This is a genomic window from Salinicoccus sp. Bachu38 (assembly GCF_038561955.2).
Classification (GTDB): domain Bacteria; phylum Bacillota; class Bacilli; order Staphylococcales; family Salinicoccaceae; genus Salinicoccus; species Salinicoccus bachuensis.
Map to the genome: position 1 here is coordinate 939,345 of NZ_CP138333.2, position 24,094 is coordinate 963,438.

Genomic DNA, 24,094 nt, shown 5'->3' on the forward strand with positions numbered 1-24,094 from the left:
ATGGCAGAAATCAAACAGGAACCAATATCAAAGAAGAAACTTGAGTATGTACGCCGTGAGCGTACGAGGGAAATGCGCCAGCAGGTCATCTCTTTTGCGCTCATGATTTTCCTTACATTCACTGCTTTCGGACTGGTAGCGATGGACCTGGATGCACAGTTCGTCATTCCGATTGTCATCGGAATGGCATTCATCCAGGTCATACTTCAGTTCTTCTACTTCATGCACATGAAGGATAAGGGACATGAATTCGCAAAGCTGTTCATGCTGACGGGCATGTTCTTCGCCCTGGCGTTTGTTGTAACATTCATCTATATTGTCTGGATCGGCTCTCCGATCTAAGCCAGTATGAAGACCGGCACATTCTGTGCCGGTCTTTGTTTTGTCATCATATTGTCAAGGTCAGCACTTGCCTGATGTCCCACCGGATTCTATACTTGAAGTAAGTGATTTTATAAAGGGATGATTCTAAATGGAAAACTTGTCATCTATATCGATATTCGGATTCATTGCAAACTGGAGTCCCTTCTTTCTGGCCTTCGTCGTCTTCCTGACCGTCGCCTATTTCCTTATAACAAAGAAATGGTATGCGGACTTTGAAGGCGGCCGGCCATTGCGGTATAAGGAGGCCATGGTCTTCCTGGCGAGCATGGTACTGCTTTATGCAATGTACGGATCTCCAGTCGATATTCTGAGCCATATACTGTTCAGCTTCCATATGCTGCAGATGGCTGTCGTATTTCTGCTGATCGCACCGCTCATGTATTTCGCCATACCGGAATATCTGTGGAAGTATTTTGTCGGATTGCCTGTTGTGAAGCAGTTTTTTGCAATCGCAAAAAAACCTCTGATTCCACTGATTCTGTTCAACGGCATCTTCTCGATCTATCATCTGCCGGTCGTACTGGATTTTCTGAAGCAGAGCGGTATGCTGCATTCGGCATTCAACATCCTGCTGTTTGCGCTGGCCCTGCTGATGTTCTACCCGATCTTCAACAGGGTGGAGCCGGAAGAGCGCCATATGGGCGGACTCTTCAAGCTGCTGTATATATTCGGTATCGGTGCACTGCTGACACCGGCATGCGGACTGATCATCTTTGCAGGAGATCCATTGTATCGGACATATACGGATGGCGATGCGTGGCTTGCAGCCATGGAACTGTGCGTGCCTTCCGGTGTGCTGGATGGACTGAAGGGACAGGGCCTCATCTCGGGTCCTGAATACTTTACGAATACGTCCCCGATCATGGACCAGCAGACGGGCGGCATCATCATGAAAGTGCTCCAGGAAGTCTTCTTTGGCTTCATGCTCGGCTATATCTTCTTCAACTGGTATAGAAATGAGCGGAAGGATGAAGACGAGGTCACACGCCGCTCCATTGAGGAAGCACGTCTGCAGAAAGAACTTTTCAACCAATACAGATAAAGAAGTTAGGAGAATTCCACTGTGCATATTTTACCGACTCTCAGTACATTGTTCATCGTGATCAGTGCAATATTCATGGCAATCGGCATTGCCAAAGTGAAGAATGGACAGGTTGAAACACACCGCAAAATGATGACGCTGGCGGCGCTCAGCGCCCTGATATTCTTCGTCATCTATGCATCCAGGACGGTGTTCATCGGAAACACGGCTTTCGGGGGCCCGGACGCCCTGGTGCCGTACTATACGGTATTCCTGATATTCCATATCATACTGGCGACGACTGGTGGCATTCTCGGAGGTGTCCAGGTATACCTCGGACAGAAGGAGAAGCTCGTCAGACACAGAAGGATAGCACCCTGGGCATCGACGATATGGTTTGGTACGGCGATCACAGGTGTGATGGTCTATGTCCTGCTGTACATCCTTTATCCGGGTGGCGAAACCACATCATTGATCAAAGCGATTCTGCAGGGATAGAAATACAAAAAAGAGCGGCTCACAATTTGTGAGCCGCTCTTTTTGATTGGTCGATTAGCTGGTCAGTGCCTTCAGATCCTGGGCAACCGCCCTGATCTTCTGTACCGCGTGATCGACAATACGTTCAGGGAAGTGTTCATCGCTTCCATACTCGATGCCTGTCGGATAGTAGTGCTTGCCCATGTAGGGGTCCATCAGCTGGATGATGGCATTTTTCGCGCCCACATCGCCTTCGACAGCATATCCTGGTACACGCAGGTAGTAGATGCCTTCAGGGACTTCGTATTTATAGTCGAAGGTCATCCGTTCATAGTCCCATGAACCACCAAGGACCAGTCCGTTCTTGTTCATTACATCTTGCAGTATATCCTGAGAAACGAGCATCGTCTCAAGAGTAGAGTTTTCGAAAACCATGAAATTTCCTCCCTAAGCATTTTTCCATTACTTTAATTTTAATCTATTCCTTGCACAGTTGCAAATAGTATTTGAGAACCGAAAATGCTGGTGGATGAAATCGGCATGTATGTGATACTATGAGATGAGAGGTGTTGTATATGGTTACAGAAGCAGAATTGGAAATTCTCGATCAGATCGATGCCTTAAATGAAAAGATAAGGCAGACTGAAGCCTACAGGCATTATTGCAAATACCGGACACTTCTTGAGAAAGACGAGGAAGTGGCAGGACTCATAGATCATTTCACCCGGCTGAAGTCGGATTTTGAAGAGGTGCAGAGGTTTGGGAAATATCATCCCGACTTCAGTACCAAACGGCGGGAAATCAACCAGTTCAAGAAGAAGCTGGACATGCATCCCATCATCATGGAATACAGGAGGGCCGAATACCAGCTGCAGGAGATGCTGGACGAGGTGCTCTACCATGTCAGTACCAGTGTCAGCAGCCATGTCAATGTGGTCAGCAGCAATCCGTTCTTCTCGGTATCTTCGGATTCCGGCGGCTGTGCTACAGGCGGCAGCTGCGGCTGTCAGACGGCAGGCTGAATAATGAAAAAGGTTCCCGCTCCAAATCATGATTTGGAGCGGGAACCTTTTTGCACTTCTAATAGCGTTCTTTCATCAGGTGATGGCTGATGTCCGGATAGTCGGTCACAATTGTGTGTGCACCTTTCTGAATCAGTTCGTCCATCTTATCCATCTCGTTGATCACCCAGTATCCGACTGCGACATTCAGGCTCTGCAGATAGTCGATGAAGCCTTCCTTATCGAGTGGGACATTGTTGTGTCTTGGTGGAATCTGGAAAGTATCGGCTTTCGGGCTGAACAGGTGCTTGAAGCCGGATGCATATGCAACGTAGGCGTTCCTGACCTGGTCTTCGCCCGCCCCAAGTGCGATGTCGTCGCCGGAGTAGAGGTGGAAACGGTCGATCTGTGAATCATAGAAGCTTGTCACAAGAACACGGTCTTCCACACCGAGTTCATCAATCAGACGATAGAGGAGACTTGGAATGAGGCTGCCCTCATATGAATTCGGGTCGTCCTTGATATCGATGTTGATGAGCTTGTCGGGATATTTCTCGATCAGTTCCCTGAGCGTGACGATTTTCGCATCTTCAGAACCCCGGTAGGGATGGCTGCCTTCTGCGTCCCTGAAATGGTAGCCGAAGTCGAGTTCCCTGAGCTCAGCGAGTGTCAGGCTGCTGACGCGGCCGGCGCCGTTGGAAGTGCGGTCGACATATGCATCATGAAAGACCACGATTTCCTCATCCTTTGTCATGCGGATATCGATTTCGAACCCGTCCACATCAAACTTGCTTGCCTTGTCAAAGGCGGCTACCGTATGCTCGGGTGCAAGCCCCAGTCCTCCGCGATGGGCGAAGATGTAGGGGGAGCGGTGTCTGAAGTACGGTTTGATGTCCCTGATTGCGGGGTCGGACGTGACTTTCGTGCCGATCCATAGTCCGCCGACCAGTCCACCTGTGACACCAATTGCGGTCAAAAGGCTTTTAGTACACTTTTTCATAGTTAGTCTGCCTCCAATTATAGTTTCATTTAAAACTTCCCATTTCCATGGTATCATAACTCTATAAAATTTTATAAGGTGGGTTAATATGCTTGAGAAACGCATTGGCATATACATTTATTTTAAACAAAATAAATTCATACGACAATTGAAACGCTACGGCCACCTCATATACGTCAATAAGGAAAAGAAGTACTTATTACTATATATATACGAATCGGACCTCCCTCAAACCATGGAAGCGCTGAATGGCCTGAAGTATGTCAGCGATGTCCTGGTTTCGGAATATCCGAATATCAAGAGGGAATACGGCACCGAGAATTTCGAATCGAAGGACTACCGCGTCATCTGATTTCAGGTCATCGGGGGTATCAGGTTGTTCAGGCGCAATACGCCTGTTATGTACTGGTAGAACTGCTCCCGTTCATAGAAATCCTCCGGATTGCGCGTGGAGAACTCGACTACAGGTAGATCAGCGGCCCTGCACCATTCATGGATCAGAGTGTATTTCCGACCCTCACCTTCCTTGTAGGCGATGCCATGGTGTATAGTATATATGGCCTGGAAATTGCCGCGTACAGGCGACATGATCAGAAGAAAAGTGGATGGACCGTCGGCTGTATGCAGGAATATCCCCTTGTCGATTCTGGCACCATTGTGTCCGATCAGTGCCTCCAGTTCGAACAGGTCGCCGTGGCCCTCTCCGAGCGTGATGAATTTTTGCATGCTTATCAACTCCCATCCATCATTTTAAACTAACCGCGAAAGGAAAGAAAGTGGGCTCGCCATGAGAATAATCAGTGGAAAATACAAATCGAAGAAACTCGCAGCATTGAAGTCGAACGACACCCGTCCCACGACCGACAAGGTCAGGGAGAACATATTCAATATTCTGGGCGATGTGGAGGGGGGCGTCCTCGACCTTTTTGCAGGAAGTGGGGGACTTGGCATCGAAGCATTGAGTCGGGGTGCGACTCATGCTATGTTTATAGATGGCGCAAAAGACGCCATCGCCATAATCAGGGAGAATACCGAAGGTATCGACGAGCCCGTGGAGATCTTCCGCAATGACTACCGGCGTGCACTGAAAGCCATGGCAAAACGTGAAAAAAGGTTCAGCCTGATCTTTCTGGATCCGCCCTATCACAAGGGCATGGTGGGGAAGGCTCTGGGGATGATCGAAGATCTCGACATACTCGAGGACGGCGGACGGATTGTCGTGGAGACCCACAAGGATGAGAAGTACCCGATACATAGTCACGTGAGCATAAAAGATGTGACGTATGGCACCATCCGTGTGAATATACTGACGAAAGGAGGAGGGATATAATGGGTAGGATTGCAGTATGTCCGGGAAGTTTCGATCCCATCACATATGGACATCTTGATATCATTGAACGTACAAGCAAAATATTCGAAACAGTCTATGTCTCTGTTCTGAAAAACTCTTCGAAAGAGGGGCTCTTCACCCCGGAAGAGAGGGTGGAACTGATCAGGCAGGTGACAGAGCGCTACCCGAACGTGGAGGTGAGGAGCTTCAATGGCCTTCTGATCGACTTCTGTGAAGAGGTGGGTGCAGAAGCCATTGTCAGAGGCCTGCGTGCTGTAAGTGACTTTGAATATGAAATGCAGCTCACATCCATGAACCGTAAACTGAACAGTTCCATAGAGACGATATATATGATGACGAACAACAACTATTCATTCATCTCTTCCTCGATTGTAAAAGAGGTTGCAAAGTACGGCGGCAAAATAGAGGATGTTGTACCGCCGCTTGTTGAAGATGCGCTGAAGCGGAAGTTCAATCTGCAATGATGACTGGAGTGTTATAGTCATTCCTTTGGGAGCGGCTGAAGATGTTATGGATGTCCGTTGCCATGACTTCATCCTCAACGTGATGCCGGTTCGTACTGTTGACATTGGTGATGACCGGCAGGTCTTCCGGCAGTGTCTTCAGGAACGACTGTCCCGTAGCGTTCATCGCCAGCACCCTGACAGCATCCTTCATGACGTAGCCGTCCATGCGGGACTTGGTGATATTCAGCAGTATATAGATCATCAGGCGGTTCAGCCGGGTCCAGGTGTATCGCTTGGTCTTGACGCTCCCGATGAACGCACTGTAGGAATGATGGCCCCTTATCTTTGCCAGCAGCCTGTGCTCGATGCCCTCAGTCATCATATAGATCCGGCGAAGGTCTTCAGCCGAACTGCGCTGGATCAGGAGCTTCAGCGTGGCGAACAGATCTTCATTGGAAAGGGGGCCCGCTGCGTTTATGACTTCGGCGAGTTCCCGTGGCATGTATTGTGCAGCAGCTTCCGTCCGGCCTTCGCCCAGAGCTTCACGCAGACTGGTGGCACTGGAGAAGCGGGACTGTGACAGCGTCGTTTCGCTGTACCGGTTTCCGAGCCGTGGAATGGTCAGCGGGATGATTTCCGACCCGAGTGCCTCGATCGCCCGGATATAGGCGAGGCCGAGCGTATTGTTCGCTCCACCGAAGACGTCCGAGCGGATGGATGCATTGATGGCGCGGGGATAGCTGTATCCCTTTTTCATGTACTCCTCCATCCGGGATTGGATATCCCTGTTCTTCAGTTTCGAATGGACAGCCTTGAGCGCCTCGATGTCACCGGATTCGCTGCCGAAGACGATGTGGTCGCTGCCGAGCAGTTCGGCAATGTACACGCCGCCCATTGCGAAATCATCGGCGAAGCTGATGGCGTTCAGGAAGGGCAGCTCCACTACAAGATCCACATGGCGGATGGCGGCTTCAGCACGGGTGAACTTGTCGGTGACGGCAATCTCTCCGCGCTGGGTGAAGCTGCCGGACATGATGGCGATGACGACATCAGCACCCGTCAGCCGTCGTGACGCTTCGATGTGATGGATATGCCCGTTATGGAAGGGATTGTATTCGGTAATCAAAGATGTGATAATCATCATTAAGGGCTCCTTTCTCTTCAATGATATTGTAACAGAAATCGCCTGCGGAATAATGCATGGTGTTAAGAAAAAAACTTGACAGAAAACCTTGTTGAAGGTACAATGTTTTTTGTGCTCATAAGAGGTGAAACTATATGAGATGGTCATTAACACAGCTTAAAAAGTTTAATCAGGAATCAATCGCTGTAAATGAAAAGGTCCAGTTCGGAGAGATCACAGACCGCAAGGATGTAACCTCCATCGAGGAAACTTCTGTAGAGGGAGAAATCCATGTCCGGAATCGCCAGATTTCGGTCGATCTTATGATAGATACAGTGGTTAATATGCTCGATAGCCGTACTTCCGAAGACATAGAAGTACCCCTTCACATCGAATCGAATGAAATATTCGATGAAGAGGCGGGCGAAGACGACGAACTGGCTGAGAATGTTCATCCAGTGACCCACACTTTGGATCTGGAACCCGTGGTCCGTGAACTGATTGTTGTCAACATTCCATTCGTCATCACGAAGAGTGATGAAGTGCTGACCGGCGGCAAGGAATGGTCCGTCATCAGCGAAGAGGAGTTGTCACAGGAGGAAGAGGACGTGGATCCGAGACTGGCAAAGTTGAAATCGCTGCTAGACGACAGTGAGAATAAGGAGGAATAGAAATGGCAGTACCAAAAAGAAGAACCTCAATTACACGCAAAAGAAAACGCCGTACGCATCTGAAGCTTTCAGTGCCTGGTATGGTGGAATGCCCAAACTGTGGAGAAATGAAGCTTTCCCACCGTGTATGTAAAGAATGCGGCAGCTATAAAGGTGAAGATGTCGCAGCAAATTAATTGATGCGATAAGAAAAGTCGCTGGTGGAATCATTCCACCAGCGACTTTTTTGTTTTATGGTGCATGGGCCTAGTTGAGTACATAGCCTTCCGGATACCAGATCAACGGATCTTCGGACATATCGCGCTCGATATCATATTTCAGCGGCTCGAAGCCATGCCTCTCGAAAAATCCACGTGAGTTCTGACGACTGACTGCCTTGATCGGTATGCCATAGCTTTTGGCATATTCGATCATCTTGCTTCCGAATCCGCGGCCCCGATATTTTTCAAGCACTTCGAGCTTCCAGATGACCATATAGTCATGCGGCGGATCGAAGATCGGCGCCTGCTCATCCTCCTTGCGGTACAGGCACATGCGTGCGGCCAGCGTGTCCCCGACATAGATGCCATAGAAGGGGGAGTCGATATCGGCGTCGATCATGTTGCCCTCGAGCTCCTTGACCATCTGGAGTTCCTGTGCACCATATTCACGGAACTTCTTGAAATCTTCTGCTGTCTTGTAATTGATTGCTAAATGTTTCACTTCTGACATTTTACTCTCTCCTTTGATTTCATTATAGTATACATCTTCAAAACCGTTCAATTGTTTTATATGTTTATAATATTTATAATTTGATTAATACCCCCGAAGAAGGAGACGAATTATGGAAATTGAATGTTTGAATTTCGGACAGGATGAATTTACACAACGCTTTACAGATAGAGACCAGGAGACGCTTACATTCTATGAACATCTCTCCTATGACGAGGAGAGTCTGAAGAAGGTATGGGAAAGACCTGCACATGCCCACACGGAGGAACTTGCCGATATCATCGAGGATGAAATGTCGCGCTACGGCCTGAGCGGGGAGCAGCGCGAGAATCTTGAAAGGTTCAGGCAGGGCAACCGGGTGGTCATCGGCGGACAGCAGGCCGGCCTGTTCATGAGCCCAAGCTACATCGTACACAAGATCATCACGCTTCTCGTACTGGTAGAAGAAGTCAGGGAGAACCACGGATATGAGGCGGTCCCCGTGTTCTGGGTAGCGGGAGAGGACCATGATTTCGACGAAGTGAACCATACCCATGTCTATGACAAGACACACAGGAGACGGAGGAAGATTGCCTACAAGCCGAATCTGACTGTGCCGATGAGCCTGGGGTTCTATAAATATGACCGGGAGGACATGAAGGCGACCCTGGATGCGGTCATCCAGGAATGTGGAGATTCAGGATTCCTGAACAACAAGAAGACACGCATCGTCGAGATGATCGACACGCATGAGTACTGGACCGAACTCTTCCATGCGCTTGTCCATGATGTATTCAAGGAAGAGGGACTGCTCATATTCAATGCCCACAGCAGTGCAGTGCGCGCGCTCGAAGTGCCGATGTTCAAGACCATGATAGAACGCCATGAGGAGATCGACCAGGCGTTCAGGAGCGGTCAGGAGGCATTCGGTACCGCATGCAATCTCCCACCGATGATCGAGACGGATACGAATGTCCATCTGTTTACGGGTTCGGAGGAGAACAGGACATTGCTGATGCATGAAGACGGCAGATTCGCCACTGACAAGGGGGCTGTTTCCAAAAAGGAGCTGCTTGGACGGCTGGAGGAAACGCCGGAAACATTCAGCAATAATGTCGTTACACGTCCGCTCATGCAGGAGATGCTCTTCAATACACTCATCTTTGCCGGAGGCGGTGCAGAAGTGAAGTATTGGGGGGAACTCCATGCAGCCTTCCGGGATATGGATGTACCCATGCCGATTATAGTGAAGCGGATGGAAATCATCCATGAGGACATGAGACTGCGCAAACTCATGGACAAATACGATCTTGAAGTCTCTGCAAGGCTTCATGAGGATGTGGAGCATAGGAAGAAGAGCCTGGTCGATGATGCGACGGACGCGTCGTTCCTGAAGGAAGTGGATGAGATACAAGGAAGGCTTGAAAGCGACTATGCGGGAGTGGCGGAAGTGCCCGGCCGCAAGAACCACCGGCACCTGATCGATGCCAACCTGAAAGCGCATCAGAAGCAGTTCGACTATCTGAAGCGGAGGTATCAGCTGGAAGTCAGGCGGACACTCCGGCACCAGCTGAATGATCTGGAAGAGGTGGCAGAACGGATCCTGCCGGGCGGCAGCCTCCAGGAGCGCGTCTACCATCCATGGATGTTTCCTGGAATCGAGTCTTCCACCCTGTCCTACACAACACAGCTCACCATCGTCAAGGGCGTCTAGCCGGAAGACAGCTTTCATTGAATATGAAAGCTGTCTTTTTTTTGGGTCTGGATAATTAAATTCACTGGATAGCATATAATTTGTGGTACAGAGTGGGGAGATGTGGTAAATTATTTGTATAGGCGAGGTGATTGGATGTTCATGGGAGAATTCAAGCATCAGCTCGATGCAAAAGGGCGCTTGATCGTACCAAGCAAGTTCAGGGATGCCCTGAATGGACAGTTCATCATCACCCGGGGCCTTGATCAGTGCCTGTTTGGCTATACATTGGAAGAATGGGCACAGATAGAGAATAGGATGAGTTCCCTGCCACTGACGAAAAAGGATGCCAGAAAGTTCATGAGGATGTTCTTTTCAGGTGCAACCGAAGTTGAAGTGGACAAGCAGGGGAGAATCAATATACCAACGAATTTGAGGGAGTACGCCGACCTGACGAAGGAATGTACGGTCATCGGCGTCTCGCACAGAATTGAAATATGGAGTACAGAAAAGTGGGAGAGTTTCTATGAAGAATCGGAATCCCATTATGAAGATATAGCAGAAGAACTAATTGACTTTGACTTATAGGATGTGAGGATATGTTCAGGCACGACACCGTTCTATTGGAAGAAACAGTGGACGGGCTGAATATCCGTCCAGACGGCATCTATGTCGATGCCACACTCGGTGGCGGAGGGCATAGCGCCTATATCCTTGAACAACTGACAACAGGACACCTGTACGCATTTGATCAGGATAGCTGGGCGATTCAGAACGCACAGGAAAGATTTGAAGGCATTGACACCCTCACGCTCATACATTCCAACTTTGAGCATTTGAAGGAAGAACTCTCCAGCCGGGGGATCACGGGAGTGGATGGCATACTATACGATCTGGGCGTCTCCAGTCCACAGCTGGATATGACCGAAAGGGGATTCAGCCATTCCAAGGAAGCGAGACTCGATATGCGGATGGATCAGAGCCAGTCGCTTGATGCCCATGAGATCGTCAATACATACACTTATGAGCAGCTGGTGGGCATCTTCTTCAGGTATGGTGAAGAGAAGTTCTCGAAAAAGATCGCAAGGGAAATCGAGCGTGTCCGTAGAGAAAAGCCGATAGAAACGACAACTGAGCTGACAGAAATCATAAAATCTCAGATTCCGCATAAATTCAGAAGAACGGGGGGGCACCCTGCCAAGCGTGTTTTCCAGGCACTGAGAATTGCAGTGAATGATGAGCTGGGGGTGTTCGAACGATCCCTCGAGCAGGCCATCGACCTTCTGAACAGGAAGGGCAGAGTATCTGTAATCACATTCCATTCCCTGGAAGACAGGATCTGCAAGCAGATGTTTGTGGAATATGAATCCGGACCTGAACTTCCGCGTAATATGCCTATCATTCCCGAAGCCTACGAGCCCATCCTGAAGCGGGTCAACAAGAAGCCGATCGTTGCAGACGATGCGGCAATAGAAGGCAATCCGCGTGCGCGCAGTGCAAAATTGAGAATCGCAGAGAAACAAAAATAGGGAGTGTTATTATGGCAGTAGAACGCTATCATCAGACCCTGCCGCGTCCACGGACAGAACAGGACCCGGCCCAGGGGACCAGGAAGGCCAGTCGCGTTGTTGGACTCAAGAAATTTGAAACGGTTGTATACTTAATACTGTTTGCAATGATCGCCACAGTGGCGATCTATGTGCTGTCACTGAAGATGGAAGCCTATTCCCTGCAGACGGAGAAGACGCAGATCGAAAGTGAAATAGCGGTCAAGGAAGGCGAAATCAGCGAGCTGAAGACGGAAGTGACCGATCTTGCCTCCTATGACAGGATCTACGAAAAAGCCAATGAACTCGGACTGGATCTGGACAATGGAAATGTAAAGGTTGCTGAGAAGTATGGCAAGGATTAGAATCAGGCTTGGTGAGAAAACTAAAACGCTATCTGTTGGTGCGCTCCTAATCTACCTTGGTATAGGAGTGCTTTTTGTTTGCATATTTTGGCAGTTCAGCTATCTCATGATAAACAAGACGCTGGATGATGAGGACCTGGTGGCCCATGGTCATGACAAGTTCAGCCGGACCGCGGTGAACGAAGGTGAACGGGGGGAGATACTGGACAGGAAAGGTAACGTTCTGGCGAGCGATATGGAAGCGTACCGGTTGGCACTGATTACGGACTCCGACTATCCGAACCATGTGACCGACCCGGAAAAGACTGCCGAAGCGCTTTCTGCCGTCATCGACATGGAAGCCTCCGAAATCCAGAAGCGGATTGAGGAAGGCATCGAAGAGGAAAGGTTCCAGGTGGAACTCGGCAAGGAAGGACGGGATCTGTCCTACAACCAGAAGAATACTTTGGAGGATGCTGAAGTTCCAGGCCTCGTCTTTGTTGCAGAGACGAAGCGCTTCTATCCGAATGGCGACTTTGCCTCCCACCTCATCGGTTATGCTGAAAAGGGTGAAGAGTCGGATGGATTGGGTGGCCAGCTTGGCCTTGAGCGGGCTTATGATGATCTGCTGCAGGGTGAGGACGGTACAACGGACTACACGAAAGACTTGTGGGGCTACATAGTGCCGGGTACTGACACCGTCGAGCCGCCGAAGGACGGGGCGGATATGAAGCTGACCATCGATTCCAATATCCAGCTCTACCTCGAGGATTCCCTCGATACGATGCAGGAGCATTTTGAGCCGGAGGAGCTTTTCGCTGTCGTTGCGGATGCTGAAACCGGTGAGATACTGGCGAGCGGCCAGCGCCCTTCATTCAATCCGAGGACACGGGAAGGATTCGGCAACAGCTGGCTCAACATGCTGTACCAGCATTCATTCGAACCGGGCTCTACATTCAAGGTATTCGGTCTGGCCGCAGCGATTGATGCAGGTGTCTATGACCCGAACGCAACCTATGAATCCGGATCATTCGATGTCAATGGGCATACGATCTATGACTGGGAACAGGAAGGCTGGGGGGAGATCACCTATAACGAAGGCATGCAGTATTCCTCGAACGCCCTGATGATGATACTGCAGGATAAAGTGGGCGAAGATGCGATGCTCGACTACTATCAGAAATTCGGTTTCGGGGAACCGACCGGTTCCGAATTTCCGAATGAGCAGTCCGGCACCATTGCCTGGGATGACGCGCTGCAGCGCAAGACGACTTCGTTCGGACAGACATCGACGGTGACCCCGATCCAGATGATCCAGGGCATGACTGCGATTCTGAATGACGGAAAGATGAAAAAGCCGTATGTGGTCGAATCCATCACGGACAGCGAGACGGGGGAAGTGCTCCATAAGGGCGAGGAATCCGTCGTGCGCCAGGTGATATCGGAAGAAGCCGCCCGGAAGACACAGGAGGAGATCAATACGTTCGTCGGCGGTTCGATGGAAAGGAACCCGCAATACCAGCTGGACGATTACGAGGTTGCCGGGAAATCGGGGACTGCACAGGTGATCGATCCTGAGGGCGGCGGCTACATGGACGGGCCATATGAATTCCTGACATCCTTCATTGGCTATGCGCCGGAAGATGACCCCGAGGTCATCGTCTACTATGGTGTGAAGCTCGCTTCGAAGAACAAGAAGGATACATGGGACATCGGAGTCATGCCGGGCTTCAATCCGCTGATGGAACGGACACTGAAGTATCTGACTGTCGGAGAGTCCGATGAGGGGCAGGAGGCTGAAATCACCGAAGTCGGTGACTACACCGGAAAAACGATGTCAGAAGCCACTCCTGCAGCTGCAGACACGATACAGACCATCGTAATTGGAGATGGGGAAGAGATTATCGACCACCATCCAAAAAATGATAGACTATTACCATATGAAACCTTCTTCGTAAAAACCGAGGGAGAAGCAAGAATGCCTGACCTTACAGGGCTATCCAAGCGGGAGGCAATCATGTTTGGAGCATTCATGGATATGGAGGTATCCACAGATGGCGAAGGATATGTGAAATCACAGTCCATCGCGCCGGGTACCGTACTGGGTGATGAAGAAGCAATCGAATTCACCCTATCATCCAATGATCCAGCAGACTAGAGGAGGACACAATGAACTACTTATTTCTATTTATCGCATTTATCATCACGGCTATTCTGGTGCCGTTGACAATTCCCCTGTTGAAGCGGATGAAGTTTGGACAGTCCATCAGGGCCGAAGGACCACAGAGCCACCAGGTGAAGACGGGTACACCGACGATGGGTGGCCTGACCTACCTCATCCCGGCGATCGTGCTGTCGATCATCACCCTGCCGCTGGTCGATGATGCCTACAAGATGCTGGTCATGGTGATCGTCACTTTGGGGTTTGGACTGATCGGCTTCATAGACGACTATATTATCGTTGTGAAAAAGGACAATAAGGGACTCTCTTCCAAACAGAAGTTCCTGGCCCAGATCGTGGTTTCGGTCATCGTCTATTTCATCATGACCCGGGCGATCCCGGATATCGCAACGGGCATCCATATACCCGGAACGGATTTCGATATTCCGCTCGGTGTGCTGTTTGTCCTGTGGATCGTCTTCTGGCAGGTCGGCTTTTCGAATGCGGTGAACCTGACGGATGGCCTTGACGGCCTGGCTACCGGTCTATCCATCATTGCATTTTCAAGCTTTCTCATCATCGCATGGATGCGCGGGGAAATGGAGATCGTCCTTTTCCTGATGATTCTGATCGGTACGCTGGCAGGATTTCTGGTCTACAACAAATATCCGGCAAAGCTGTTCATGGGCGATACAGGCTCGCTTGCACTGGGAGGCATCATCGCAACCGTCTCCATCATGCTCAATGAAAGCCTGCTGCTCCTCCTGATCGGAATCGTCTTCGTCATAGAGACGGCTTCTGTGATGATACAGGTGGCCTCATACAAGCTGACGGGCAAAAGAATATTCAGGATGACACCGATCCACCACCATTTTGAACTCAGCGGCTGGAGTGAATGGAAAATCGTCATCGTATTCTGGACGGTGGGTGCCATTGCAGGCGCCATCGGTGTACTATTGGGGGCGTTATAGATGGAAACAGCCAGCTTTGAAAATAAGAATGTGATTGTTCTGGGCTATGGCCGGAGCGGACGGAGTGCAGTATCGGCCCTTGCATCACTCGGGGCCAACATCACACTGACGACAAATGAAGTCATCGCCGATGAAAAAATCAGGCAGACGCTCAAAGGATGGGGCGTCGAAATTGTGGACGGCCACCATCCGACGAGTCTCCTGAATGATGCCGGGCTGATCGTCAAAAACCCAGGCATCCCCTATACCATTCCATTCCTTGAAACAGCAGTCGAGCGGGACATCCCGATCATCACCGATGTGGAGCTTGCGTATCATATGTCTCCCGCCCCGATCATCGGAATCACCGGGACGAATGGAAAAACGACGGTGACGCATCTGATCGGCGAAATGCTCGAACGCTCCGGACGCTCTCCCATACTTTGCGGGAACATCGGCTACCCTGCTTCGGAGGCGGTGAGGGAGGCGACGGCACAGGACATCCTGGTCATGGAACTCTCGTCGTTCCAGCTGATGGGAGTAAAGGATTTCTGTCCGGATACTGCAGTGTTCACGAATATCTATGAAGCACATATCGACTATCACGGATCGAGGGAAGCCTATGTCCAGGCAAAAATGAACCTCGTATCCAATATGGACGCATCGCAGACCGTCATCTTCAATGGCAGACAGCGTGAAATGCTGGCAGGTTACTCCGGGCTCTCCGTGGAATATTTTGCGGCGGAAGGTGATTATGAGGCATGCATCAAGGATGGCATGATCGTCCATAAGGGCACCCCGCTGATCCATCTGGATGAAGTGAAGCTGCAGGGTGCCCACAACCATGAAAATATACTGGCAGCCATCCTCGCAGCCAAGAACCATGGTGCAAGTGATGAAGCCATCAGGGAGACCCTGCTGCATTTCGGCAGCATCCCCCACCGCATGGAATACCTCGGAGAGCATGAAGGCGCAGCATACTACAACGACTCGAAGGCGACAAACAACCTGGCGACGACATTTGCGCTGGAAAGCTTCCAGTCTCCTGTAATCTGGATTGCAGGCGGCCTGGACCGTGGCCAGTCCCTGGACGGGCTCATCCCTTTCATGGACAGTGTCACCATGATCATCACGTTCGGTGAGACGAAGGACAAGTTCCAGAATCTCGCGGAGAAGACCGGGAAGGCGGCGGTGCTGGCCGAGCATCCCCATGACGCGGTGATCAAGGCCGCACAGCACGCGAATCCGGGGGATGTGGTCCTGTTCTCGCCGGCCTGTGCCAGCTGGGACCAGTACAAGGATTATGAAGCCAGGGGCGACCATTTCAAAGAAGGATTCAGTACACTCGAAAAATGAAGGAAGGGGATGGGCCGATGACTGAGCGACCGGATGTAGAAGAGATGAAGCAGAAGCTGAAGCGTTCGAAGGAGACGGCCCATGGGCGGTTGGACACCCGACTTGGCGACAGCTCTCCTCCGGAAGGAACAGAAGAAGAATCCAGCGAAGGCCGGACAGTGGATGAAGAGGAGGAAGCCTCCACCTTCCATCAGAAAAAGGCGGATGCAGACCGGCACCTTTACGCTCCGCATCACGACATCGATGAAGAGGAGATAGAAACGTTCTCCCCGAAGGAGAGGGACAAAGAAAAGCCCAGGAACCAGAAAAAGAAGCGCCCCCGGCCAAAGTTCACCCGGGCACACTTCTACCTGCTGCTGCTGATGATGCTGCTCCTTTCCGTCGGAATGCTGATCTGGTATGTCTTCAGCAGTGCCAGTGACGTAAAAAACATAAACATCAACGGCAATGAACTGATCAGTGATGAGGAACTGGAGGAGCGGCTGCAGTTCGGTACGGGTGATAAAATGTTCAGTGCAAACCTGTCCCGGGCAACGGAGAACATCGCCCTGCTGCCTGCTGTCGAAGACGTGGAGATAGACCGTGAATGGTGGAACACCATCAATGTCTCCGTGACCGAATACCGCGCGGTCGGCTATGTGGCCAACGACACCGACTACTATCCGGTGCTGGAAAATGCCCAGGTGCTCCGCGGCTACCCGTCTCCACCCGGTTCGGCACCCATCCTGCACTATTTTGAAGGCCGGGAATTCGACCAGATGGTGGAAAGCCTGAACGAGATAGAGGCAGAAATACGGGAGAGCATTTCAGAAATCTACTACCGGCCATCGGAGAATTCATCCACACGCATCCATATGTTCATGAATGACGGCCAGGAGATTGTAGCCGACTACAGGACCATCAACGAGAAGATGAATTATTATCTGAGCATGCGTGAAGAGATAGGGGATCCGAACGCCGGCATCATCGACCTTGAGATCGGCAGCAGTTTCCTGCCCTATGGCAGCGAGGAAGCTGTAGAAGTGAAGGCAGGCATCTATGAGGCCCCCGTGCAGGCGCAATACATCGAAGATGTGAATCAGGCACTTGCCAATGTGAAGGACAACCTTTCAAATATCGGGGAGGAGGGAGACGGGGAAGAATGATTCCCCGTCTATTTTTATACTGGACTATTCAGCGTAAATAGTTCACAATATAAAAAGTATAATGTAAACTATATGATAGAGACAGCTGAAACAGGCTTGCTAGGAGGCAAATGAGTTGAAGGAACATTATTATGTCGCCCTGGATATCGGTTCCGCGAGTGTAAAGGCGGTCGTTGGTGAGAAATTCCATGATGGTGTCAACATCATTGGCACGGGCCAGACCTTCACGGATGCGATATCCAAAGGGAAGATAAAAGATTTTGATCTGGCGAGAAATGCAATTATAGATACGGTTAAAAAAGCAAAGATCTCATCCGGTGTGGACATCGATGAAGTCTTTTTAAAAATGCCTATTACTGAAACTGAATTCAAGTTCGGAGAAGAGGAACTGCGCTTCGGCGGCAATTCCACTGAAATCAATGGTACGCACATCGAAGACCTTCTTGAAACGCTCAGAGAGCGGGAAGTCCACAGCGACAGGGAAGTCATCACAGTCTATCCCGTCCACTTCAAGGTGGATGACCTCCATGAAGTGATGGATCCGAAGGAAATGATGGCAACACAGTCGCTGTTCGTCCGGGCGGGCATCATCCTGATGAACAGGACGATACTGATGAACGCAGTCAAATGTGTCGAAGATGCAGGCCTGACCGTACTCGACGTCTATTCCGACGCGGTCAACTATCAGCATGTACTGAGCGAGTCCGAAGTAGAGCTTGGCGGCGTGGTCATCGACATCGGTGCAGACCTGACACAGTTCGGCCATTATGAACGCGGCACACTGAAGTATGCAAGCAGCATCCCGGTCGGCGGCAACCATATTACAAATGACCTGTCGGAAGCATTCAACACGACTTTCGAAGCAGCAGAAAAAGCGAAGCAGCAGTACGGCCATGCCTTCTATGACCTCGCATCATCGGAGGATGTCGTCAGGCTGCCGCAGCGGGATGGGGAACCGGATATCGAAGTGACCCCGAAGGACCTTGCGGACATCATCGAAATGAGACTGGAAGAAATGTTCATGACCGTCTTCGAGGCGTTGCAGGAGCAGCGCATCACGAAGGTCAATGGCGGGTTTGTCGTCACGGGGGGCACAGCAAACCTCCTCGGGGTGAAAGAACTCCTCCAGGATCTCGTCTCCGAAAAGATCAGAGTGCATATCCCAAACCAGATGGGTGCACGCAAGCCAGAATTCTCAAGTGTCATTTCCACAGTATCCAGTGGAATTATGTTTGATGAACTCCTTGAGTATGTTACAATTGATAATTATGATACGGAGTCGAAAAATACTGTAGATACAAGCGATGGAGAGGCCTCAGGAAGCTTCTTCACAGGTCTTTTCAACAAACGCAAAGAGCAGAATACCCGCCAGCTGGAATCAGGGGAGACATACAAGTATCCGCCTGAAGAATCCCGCGAGGGGAACCCGGGTGAAGAAGAGTATTCCGACTACGCATATGATGAAGAGCGCTCGGATGAAACAGTCACCCGACGCTCTGAAGAGACACGTCAAGGCGAACAGAAAGACTACCGTGGATATATGAAGAAGCTCTTTAAAAATTTGTTTGAGTAAGATGAATGACTGGGAGGAAATGAAAATGTTGGAATTCGAGCAAGGGTTTAACCATATGGCAACTTTAAAAGTTGTCGGCGTCGGTGGCGGCGGCAACAACGCAGTCAATCGGATGATTGACGACGGCATGCAGAACGTCGAGTTCATCGCAATCAATACGGACGGACAGGCTTTGAACCTGTCAAAAGCAGAATCCAAAATCCAGGTCGGTGAGAAACTGACACGCGGTCTGGGTGCAGGGGCCAATCCGGATATCGGTAAAAAGGCCGCCGAAGAATCCAGAGAGCAGATTGAAGACGCCATCCAGGGCGCAGACATGGTCTTCGTCACTGCAGGAATGGGCGGCGGTACAGGTACAGGCGCAGCACCGATAGTAGCCAAGATTGCCAAAGAGATGGGGGCACTGACTGTAGGTGTCGTTACACGTCCATTCTCCTTCGAAGGCAGAAAACGCCAGACGCAGGCTTCTGCAGGAGTCGACGCAATGAAAGCCGCGGTCGATACACTCATCGTCATCCCGAATGACCGTCTCCTGGATATCGTGGATAAATCCACGCCGATGATGGAAGCATTCAAGGAAGCGGACAACGTATTGAGACAAGGGGTCCAGGGCATTTCCGACCTCATCGCCGTCAGCGGTGAAGTGAACCTCGACTTTGCAGACGTCAAGACGATCATGACCAATCAGGGATCTGCACTCATGGGCATCGGTGTTTCCAGTGGTGAAAACCGTGCCATCGAAGCAGCCAAAAAGGCAATATCCAGTCCGCTCCTCGAAACGTCCATCGTGGGCGCCCAAGGTGTCCTGATGAATATTACAGGCAGCGAGTCACTGTCGCTGTTCGAAGCGCAGGAAGCCGCGGATGTAGTTCAGGACGCAGCGGATGAAGATGTCAACATGATCTTCGGTACGGTCATCAATCCGGAACTGGAAGATGAAATCGTCGTTACAGTCATCGCTACCGGCTTCAATGAGAAATCCGTGAACCGTACACCTGAAAGGGAAGAGAAGAAAGAATCATTCACTTACCCGACCTCTTCAAGGGAAAGCGCGCCGGAACGCGAAGCGGAACCGAGGGAGAGCAGTTCACAGGATGATGACTATGAAGTGCCTACGTTCCTGAGGAACCGTTCAAGACGCAGACGATAGAAATAAGATATAAGTCAGAAGGGCACGCCTTTCTGACTTATTTTTTGAGGTGTAACCAATGAAGTTTATAGACCACAAGCATCATGTAGGCAATCAGGCAGAAGATGTCCTGTTCGGCTACACCAAAAGAACCGGTGGAAGGAGCAGCTATCCATCCGGAAGCTTCAACATGGCCCTCTATATCGGCGATGATGCATCGAATGTCCGGCACCACCAGGATTGTCTGGGCGAGGCGGTCGGGTTCCAGCCGCAACGCTGGGTGATGCCGATCCAGAAGCATGGGGGCAACATAGAAGAAGTGACGCTTGCGGATGCAGGTACGAATGTCAGAAAGCTGTCCAGCCGGCTTTATGATGTGGACGGCCTGTATACATATGAACCGGGGATCATGCTTGCCATGAACTACGCAGACTGCGTACCAATCCATATATGGAGCAGGAAGAATGATTTCACTGCGCTTGTCCATGCCGGATGGCGGGGCACCGCCCATGGAATCGTCGGCCGGATGATTGAACAGTATGCACACGATCCGGCGGATCTCACGGTCGTGATCGGAGTGGCCATAAACGGCCCATGCTATACTGTGGACATGCGTGTCATCCGGGCGCTCGAGGATGCCGGCCTGCCGGACGGGGCGGTGCGGGCACACGCTGCAGGATTCGACCTCGACCTGAAGGCCGTAAACCGATACCAGGCACTGAAGGCGGGTGTGGACGGGAATCACGTCCACGTTTCAGAGCTTGGCACAGAGGATTTGGACCGCTTCTTCTCCTACCGTCTGGAGAAGGGTGAGACCGGTCGTGCACTTGCATTTATCGGGAGGAAGAAAGATAATGATAAAGGAAAACTATGAACAGCTGAAAAAGGAGATCGGTGATGCCGTGACATTGATTGCGGTGACGAAATACCACTCCGTAGACGAGGCGCGTGAAGCATATGATGCGGGAGTCCGGCATTTTGGCGAGAACCGTGTGGAAGGCTTCCTTGAAAAGCGGAAGGCGCTCCCCGAGGATGCGGAAGTCCATTTCATCGGTACCCTGCAGTCACGTAAAGTGAAGGATATCGCCGATCACCTGCACTATCTGCACTCGCTGGATCGTGAAAGTGTTGCCAAAAAAATTGAACAATACAGTGAACATGCTGTAAAATGCTTTGTACAGGTCAACGTCTCAGGCGAAGCATCGAAGCATGGGCTGTCACCGGAGGAAGTCCCCGGCTTTCTGGAGACTATGGCATCCTACAGTAAAGTCCAGGTCATCGGACTGATGACCATGGCGCCGCATACGGAAGATGAATCCGAAATCAGTGCAGTATTCGGACGTCTCGCAGCTCTGAGGGATTCACTCAGGACGGAAAACCATGATAACATCCAGGTGGAAGAGCTGAGCATGGGGATGAGCAACGACTATGGCATTGCTATCCGACACGGTGCCTCATATGTCCGTATTGGCAGCAAATTAATGGGAAGCAGGTGAAAACCATGGCCATCAAAAAGTTTTTCAAAGATATCTTCATCGTAGAGTATGAAGAGGATGCACCGGCAAAGGAACAGAAGGAGTCGAAAGCGGTCGGCAGCAATGCAAAGGTGACGAGTCTGGAGCAGTCCAAAAAAGGGCGGTCAGGGAGCCAGGGGCCATCTGCGGAAGCAGCACAGCCCAAATCCAAACCGCAACCCAAGCCTCAGAAAAAGGACTCCGTTTCGCCATCCTTCCGGCAGACGGAGCGCAGGCAGTCCACCAGACAGCGCCAGGAGAAGGACAAAAAGGCCATTCAGAAAGAAAAGGAGACGACATTGATGAGTGCTGAAGCAAGCAATACGAAAGTATGTCTGTTTGAACCCAGAGTTTTTTCCGAAACTCAGGATATTGCTGATGAACTGAAAAATGAACGGGCGACCCTGGTCAACCTGTCGAAGGTCGACCATGGACCGAAAAAGCGCATCGTCGACTTTCTGAGTGGTACGGTCTATGCACTGGATGGAGATATCCAGAAGGTGGGCGCCGATATCTTCCTGTGCACGCCCAACAGCGTGGGTGTTGAAGGAGAAATCAGCGAAGATAAAAACCAAACTGAAGAAATGTAAGGAGAATGATTTTGGACACTCAATTAATTATAGAAGTACTGCGTTTCATCCAAAGTTTCATCAATACCGTGTTTCCCATATTCTTCTGGGGCCTGATCATCTATATTCTGAGCTCCTGGCTGCCGGGGCTGAGGGAGTCGGCATTCGGACAGATACTGGGAAAAATCTATGAACCGATACTCGAACCATTCAGGAAAATCATTCCCCCGCTCGGTGGCGTGCTTGACCTCTCCCCGATCATTGCGATCATCGTCATGCAGTTGTTCCTGAGCGGTCTGAACGCGATTTTCAACACCATCATCACTGCATTGTATTGAATATTGAAGAACAGGGGCGCTCCTTTGGACAATTGTCTGCCGACGATTGCTCGGATGGGCGCCCTGATTGCCATCTACAGGAGGTCTGGTTTTGAAAGAGGTCTATCAGCATTTTAGAAAAGAGGAGCATGAAAAGATAACCATGCTCAATGGAAAGTTTGAACTTGCGGCGCGGGACTATTATCCCATCCTCCTCGATTTCCTGGACCCGAGGGAACAGATGATCGTCACAAGCCTGTCTGGATTCCATCCGGAGCTCAGGGTGGAGTTCTACGGTGGGCCCGGCGCCCGGGAAAGGCAGCGTGCGATGATCATTCCGGAAATGCTGGAGGTGTCGGAGACGGATTTTGAGATTACCGTCTTCGAACTCGAGTACCCTGAAAAGTTCGTTAAACTGACGCACCGCAACATACTGGGTGCTGTAATGAATGTCGGTGTCGACCGCTCCCTCATCGGGGACATCGTGGTGGCGGACCGTATCCAGTTTGCTGTAGCAGCGCCATATGCCCCTCTGTTCCACCAGACATTGACACGCATCAGGAATGCGCCTGTCGTGCTGACGGAAGTGCCGCATGAATCATTCATCGAGCCGGAGGATGACGGCAGGCCCCTGTCGATACTCGTCGCCTCATTCCGGCTGGATGCCATCATTTCGGAAGTGGTCAGGGAAGGCCGGGCCAAATCGAAGGCACGTGTGGAAAAGGGCAAGGTCAAAGTCAATCATTCGATTGTTGTGAATCCATCATTTATAATGGAAACTGGTGATACGGTATCCATCCGCCATTTCGGGCGCTTCAAGGTCACGCAGCTGATCGCGGAGACGAAGAAGGGCAAGTACCGGCTTGAGGTTAGAGTCTACAGGGATGGATAATACACAACTGAGGTGAAAATTATGGATAGAGAAGAAGCGGTGAACCGCAAGTTTCCGACAGTATACCGGGGTCTGGATGAACAGGAGGTCCGGACACATCTTAGAAACCTGCAGTCGGAGATCGACAGGCGGGATGAAAAGATCAGGCAGCTGGAAGGCATGCTTGATGAGAAGGAAGAGAACCTGAACAGCTTCAGGAATGTCGAAACTAGCATCAACGAGGCGATCCTTACCGCCCAGCGTGCGGGGGACGAAGCGAAACGCACCGCCCAGGCGCGGGCCGAGGAGATCCTCCGGGCGGCTGAAGCGGAGCGCGAGCGGGTCGTGGATGAAGGCCTTGCGCGTGCGCGCCATATCGCCAACCAGACGGAGGATATGAAACGGCAGTCGAAAATATTCCGCGCACGCTTCAAGATGCTTGTCGAGGCACAGCTGGACCTGCTGAAGTCGGATGACTGGGACTATCTGCTGGACTTCGAGACGAATCAGGAACATCGTGTGGATGATCTGGAAGCGGTGGAGAAGAAACAGGACGAATGACATGTTGACGGATCAGCGGATATTTAGCATAATAATAGTATTGTTAGACATGCAGACGTCATTACAGATCAAGCGACCGGAGGAGGGTGGAAGCTCCGGCACACAGTGGCGGCCTTGATATCACTAATGATTTATCTTCATATCTGAATCGAGTGGACTCTGGACCGGAGTCAATTAGGGTGGTACCGCGGATTTTTTCG

At 50.8% G+C, this 24,094-nt stretch carries 30 protein-coding genes; 25 read left to right on the forward strand and 5 right to left on the reverse strand.

Going from position 1 to position 24,094, the window contains the following annotated elements; all coding sequences use genetic code 11:
* The 3 genes from RQP18_RS04660 to RQP18_RS04670 all read left to right on the forward strand — a co-directional run bounded on the left by RQP18_RS04660 (window position 1) and on the right by RQP18_RS04670 (window position 1,903).
* The gene (locus RQP18_RS04660) at window positions 1-342 is read left to right on the forward strand and encodes a cytochrome C oxidase subunit IV family protein (RefSeq protein ID WP_342388999.1); all 342 of its coding nucleotides are present in this window, start codon (window positions 1-3) and stop codon (window positions 340-342) included.
* Between the two features lie 130 nt (window positions 343-472).
* Complete coding sequence (gene ctaG / locus RQP18_RS04665; protein ID WP_342389000.1) at window positions 473-1,426, forward strand: cytochrome c oxidase assembly factor CtaG; 954 nt, start codon at window positions 473-475, stop codon at window positions 1,424-1,426.
* A gap of 21 nt (window positions 1,427-1,447) precedes the next feature.
* The gene (locus RQP18_RS04670; protein WP_342389001.1) at window positions 1,448-1,903 is read left to right on the forward strand and encodes a DUF420 domain-containing protein; all 456 of its coding nucleotides are present in this window, start codon (window positions 1,448-1,450) and stop codon (window positions 1,901-1,903) included.
* A gap of 54 nt (window positions 1,904-1,957) precedes the next feature.
* Here RQP18_RS04670 and RQP18_RS04675 read toward each other — a convergent pair whose 3' ends face one another.
* The gene (locus RQP18_RS04675; protein WP_031548407.1) at window positions 1,958-2,317 is read right to left on the reverse strand and encodes a YugN family protein; all 360 of its coding nucleotides are present in this window, start codon (window positions 2,315-2,317) and stop codon (window positions 1,958-1,960) included.
* Window positions 2,318-2,457: 140 nt separating this feature from the next.
* Here RQP18_RS04675 and RQP18_RS04680 point away from each other — a divergent pair, with 140 nt between their 5' ends.
* Window positions 2,458-2,904 (forward strand): YlbF family regulator, encoded by a 447-nt coding sequence (locus RQP18_RS04680; RefSeq protein WP_342389002.1) that lies wholly within the window; start codon window positions 2,458-2,460, stop codon window positions 2,902-2,904.
* Window positions 2,905-2,962: 58 nt separating this feature from the next.
* On the opposite strand, the gene RQP18_RS04685 is transcribed toward RQP18_RS04680, so the two are convergent.
* A complete protein-coding gene (locus RQP18_RS04685) occupies window positions 2,963-3,883 on the reverse strand; it encodes a glycerophosphodiester phosphodiesterase (protein ID WP_342389003.1) in 921 nt (306 codons plus the stop codon).
* Between the two features lie 88 nt (window positions 3,884-3,971).
* On the opposite strand from RQP18_RS04685, the gene RQP18_RS04690 reads away from it, so the two are divergent.
* Window positions 3,972-4,235 carry a YlbG family protein gene (locus tag RQP18_RS04690; protein ID WP_031548413.1) on the forward strand — a complete coding sequence of 88 codons (264 nt, stop codon included), beginning with the start codon at window positions 3,972-3,974 and terminating at the stop codon, window positions 4,233-4,235.
* Window positions 4,236-4,237: 2 nt separating this feature from the next.
* On the opposite strand, the gene RQP18_RS04695 is transcribed toward RQP18_RS04690, so the two are convergent.
* Window positions 4,238-4,609 carry a DUF7147 family protein gene (locus tag RQP18_RS04695; RefSeq protein WP_342389004.1) on the reverse strand — a complete coding sequence of 124 codons (372 nt, stop codon included), beginning with the start codon at window positions 4,607-4,609 and terminating at the stop codon, window positions 4,238-4,240.
* A 61-nt stretch (window positions 4,610-4,670) separates the two neighbouring features.
* Between RQP18_RS04695 and rsmD the strand changes: the two genes are divergently transcribed.
* Both rsmD and coaD read left to right on the forward strand, forming a co-directional pair.
* Window positions 4,671-5,213 (forward strand): 16S rRNA (guanine(966)-N(2))-methyltransferase RsmD, encoded by a 543-nt coding sequence (gene rsmD / locus RQP18_RS04700; RefSeq protein ID WP_342389005.1) that lies wholly within the window; start codon window positions 4,671-4,673, stop codon window positions 5,211-5,213.
* Window positions 5,213-5,698 (forward strand): pantetheine-phosphate adenylyltransferase, encoded by a 486-nt coding sequence (gene coaD / locus RQP18_RS04705; RefSeq protein WP_342389006.1) that lies wholly within the window; start codon window positions 5,213-5,215, stop codon window positions 5,696-5,698. The genes rsmD and coaD overlap by 1 nt, the downstream gene beginning before the upstream one ends.
* On the opposite strand, the gene RQP18_RS04710 is transcribed toward coaD, so the two are convergent.
* Window positions 5,685-6,824, reverse strand: coding sequence for a nucleotidyltransferase (locus tag RQP18_RS04710; RefSeq protein WP_373446134.1), 1,140 nt, complete (start codon window positions 6,822-6,824; stop codon window positions 5,685-5,687). The two genes, coaD and RQP18_RS04710, sit on opposite strands and share 14 nt — an antisense overlap.
* Window positions 6,825-6,958: 134 nt before the next feature.
* Between RQP18_RS04710 and RQP18_RS04715 the strand changes: the two genes are divergently transcribed.
* Both RQP18_RS04715 and rpmF read left to right on the forward strand, forming a co-directional pair.
* On the forward strand, window positions 6,959-7,474 hold the full coding sequence (locus RQP18_RS04715; protein WP_342389008.1) for a YceD family protein: 516 nt from the start codon (window positions 6,959-6,961) through the stop codon (window positions 7,472-7,474).
* A gap of 2 nt (window positions 7,475-7,476) precedes the next feature.
* Window positions 7,477-7,650 (forward strand): 50S ribosomal protein L32, encoded by a 174-nt coding sequence (gene rpmF, locus RQP18_RS04720; protein ID WP_031548420.1) that lies wholly within the window; start codon window positions 7,477-7,479, stop codon window positions 7,648-7,650.
* 70 nt (window positions 7,651-7,720) lie between these two features.
* Here the strand turns inward: rpmF and RQP18_RS04725 are convergent, their stop codons facing one another.
* The gene (locus RQP18_RS04725) at window positions 7,721-8,185 is read right to left on the reverse strand and encodes an N-acetyltransferase (RefSeq protein WP_342389009.1); all 465 of its coding nucleotides are present in this window, start codon (window positions 8,183-8,185) and stop codon (window positions 7,721-7,723) included.
* Window positions 8,186-8,297: 112 nt separating this feature from the next.
* On the opposite strand from RQP18_RS04725, the gene bshC reads away from it, so the two are divergent.
* The 16 genes from bshC to RQP18_RS04805 all read left to right on the forward strand — a co-directional run bounded on the left by bshC (window position 8,298) and on the right by RQP18_RS04805 (window position 23,894).
* The gene (gene bshC / locus RQP18_RS04730) at window positions 8,298-9,878 is read left to right on the forward strand and encodes a bacillithiol biosynthesis cysteine-adding enzyme BshC (RefSeq protein WP_342389010.1); all 1,581 of its coding nucleotides are present in this window, start codon (window positions 8,298-8,300) and stop codon (window positions 9,876-9,878) included.
* Between the two features lie 135 nt (window positions 9,879-10,013).
* Window positions 10,014-10,445, forward strand: a complete 432-nt coding sequence (gene mraZ, locus RQP18_RS04735) for a division/cell wall cluster transcriptional repressor MraZ (RefSeq protein ID WP_342389011.1) — start codon at window positions 10,014-10,016, stop codon at window positions 10,443-10,445.
* Window positions 10,446-10,456: 11 nt separating this feature from the next.
* Window positions 10,457-11,386, forward strand: a complete 930-nt coding sequence (gene rsmH / locus RQP18_RS04740) for a 16S rRNA (cytosine(1402)-N(4))-methyltransferase RsmH (RefSeq protein ID WP_342389012.1) — start codon at window positions 10,457-10,459, stop codon at window positions 11,384-11,386.
* A gap of 11 nt (window positions 11,387-11,397) precedes the next feature.
* Complete coding sequence (gene ftsL, locus RQP18_RS04745; RefSeq protein ID WP_342389013.1) at window positions 11,398-11,769, forward strand: cell division protein FtsL; 372 nt, start codon at window positions 11,398-11,400, stop codon at window positions 11,767-11,769.
* A gap of 106 nt (window positions 11,770-11,875) precedes the next feature.
* Window positions 11,876-13,906: a penicillin-binding transpeptidase domain-containing protein gene (locus RQP18_RS04750; protein ID WP_373446135.1), complete on the forward strand. Its 2,031-nt coding sequence runs from the start codon at window positions 11,876-11,878 to the stop codon at window positions 13,904-13,906.
* 11 nt (window positions 13,907-13,917) lie between these two features.
* Window positions 13,918-14,880, forward strand: a complete 963-nt coding sequence (mraY, locus tag RQP18_RS04755) for a phospho-N-acetylmuramoyl-pentapeptide-transferase (RefSeq protein WP_342389015.1) — start codon at window positions 13,918-13,920, stop codon at window positions 14,878-14,880.
* On the forward strand, window positions 14,881-16,215 hold the full coding sequence (murD, locus tag RQP18_RS04760) for a UDP-N-acetylmuramoyl-L-alanine--D-glutamate ligase (RefSeq protein WP_342389016.1): 1,335 nt from the start codon (window positions 14,881-14,883) through the stop codon (window positions 16,213-16,215). It begins immediately after the preceding gene.
* 17 nt (window positions 16,216-16,232) lie between these two features.
* Window positions 16,233-17,360 (forward strand): cell division protein FtsQ/DivIB, encoded by a 1,128-nt coding sequence (locus RQP18_RS04765; protein WP_342389017.1) that lies wholly within the window; start codon window positions 16,233-16,235, stop codon window positions 17,358-17,360.
* Between the two features lie 115 nt (window positions 17,361-17,475).
* Entirely contained in the window at window positions 17,476-18,933 is a 1,458-nt protein-coding gene (gene ftsA, locus RQP18_RS04770; RefSeq protein ID WP_342389018.1) for a cell division protein FtsA, read from the forward strand.
* Between the two features lie 25 nt (window positions 18,934-18,958).
* Window positions 18,959-20,083 (forward strand): cell division protein FtsZ, encoded by a 1,125-nt coding sequence (gene ftsZ, locus RQP18_RS04775; protein ID WP_342389019.1) that lies wholly within the window; start codon window positions 18,959-18,961, stop codon window positions 20,081-20,083.
* 58 nt (window positions 20,084-20,141) lie between these two features.
* On the forward strand, window positions 20,142-20,936 hold the full coding sequence (locus RQP18_RS04780; protein WP_342389020.1) for a polyphenol oxidase family protein: 795 nt from the start codon (window positions 20,142-20,144) through the stop codon (window positions 20,934-20,936).
* Window positions 20,917-21,558 carry a YggS family pyridoxal phosphate-dependent enzyme gene (locus tag RQP18_RS04785; protein ID WP_373446136.1) on the forward strand — a complete coding sequence of 214 codons (642 nt, stop codon included), beginning with the start codon at window positions 20,917-20,919 and terminating at the stop codon, window positions 21,556-21,558. The genes RQP18_RS04780 and RQP18_RS04785 overlap by 20 nt, the downstream gene beginning before the upstream one ends.
* Window positions 21,559-21,563: 5 nt before the next feature.
* Window positions 21,564-22,166 (forward strand): cell division protein SepF, encoded by a 603-nt coding sequence (locus tag RQP18_RS04790; protein WP_342389021.1) that lies wholly within the window; start codon window positions 21,564-21,566, stop codon window positions 22,164-22,166.
* 5 nt (window positions 22,167-22,171) lie between these two features.
* On the forward strand, window positions 22,172-22,483 hold the full coding sequence (locus RQP18_RS04795) for a YggT family protein (protein ID WP_373446137.1): 312 nt from the start codon (window positions 22,172-22,174) through the stop codon (window positions 22,481-22,483).
* 91 nt (window positions 22,484-22,574) lie between these two features.
* Window positions 22,575-23,354, forward strand: coding sequence for an RNA-binding protein (locus RQP18_RS04800; protein WP_342389022.1), 780 nt, complete (start codon window positions 22,575-22,577; stop codon window positions 23,352-23,354).
* A 21-nt stretch (window positions 23,355-23,375) separates the two neighbouring features.
* Complete coding sequence (locus tag RQP18_RS04805) at window positions 23,376-23,894, forward strand: DivIVA domain-containing protein (protein ID WP_342389023.1); 519 nt, start codon at window positions 23,376-23,378, stop codon at window positions 23,892-23,894.
* Window positions 23,895-24,094 lie beyond the last annotated feature (200 nt).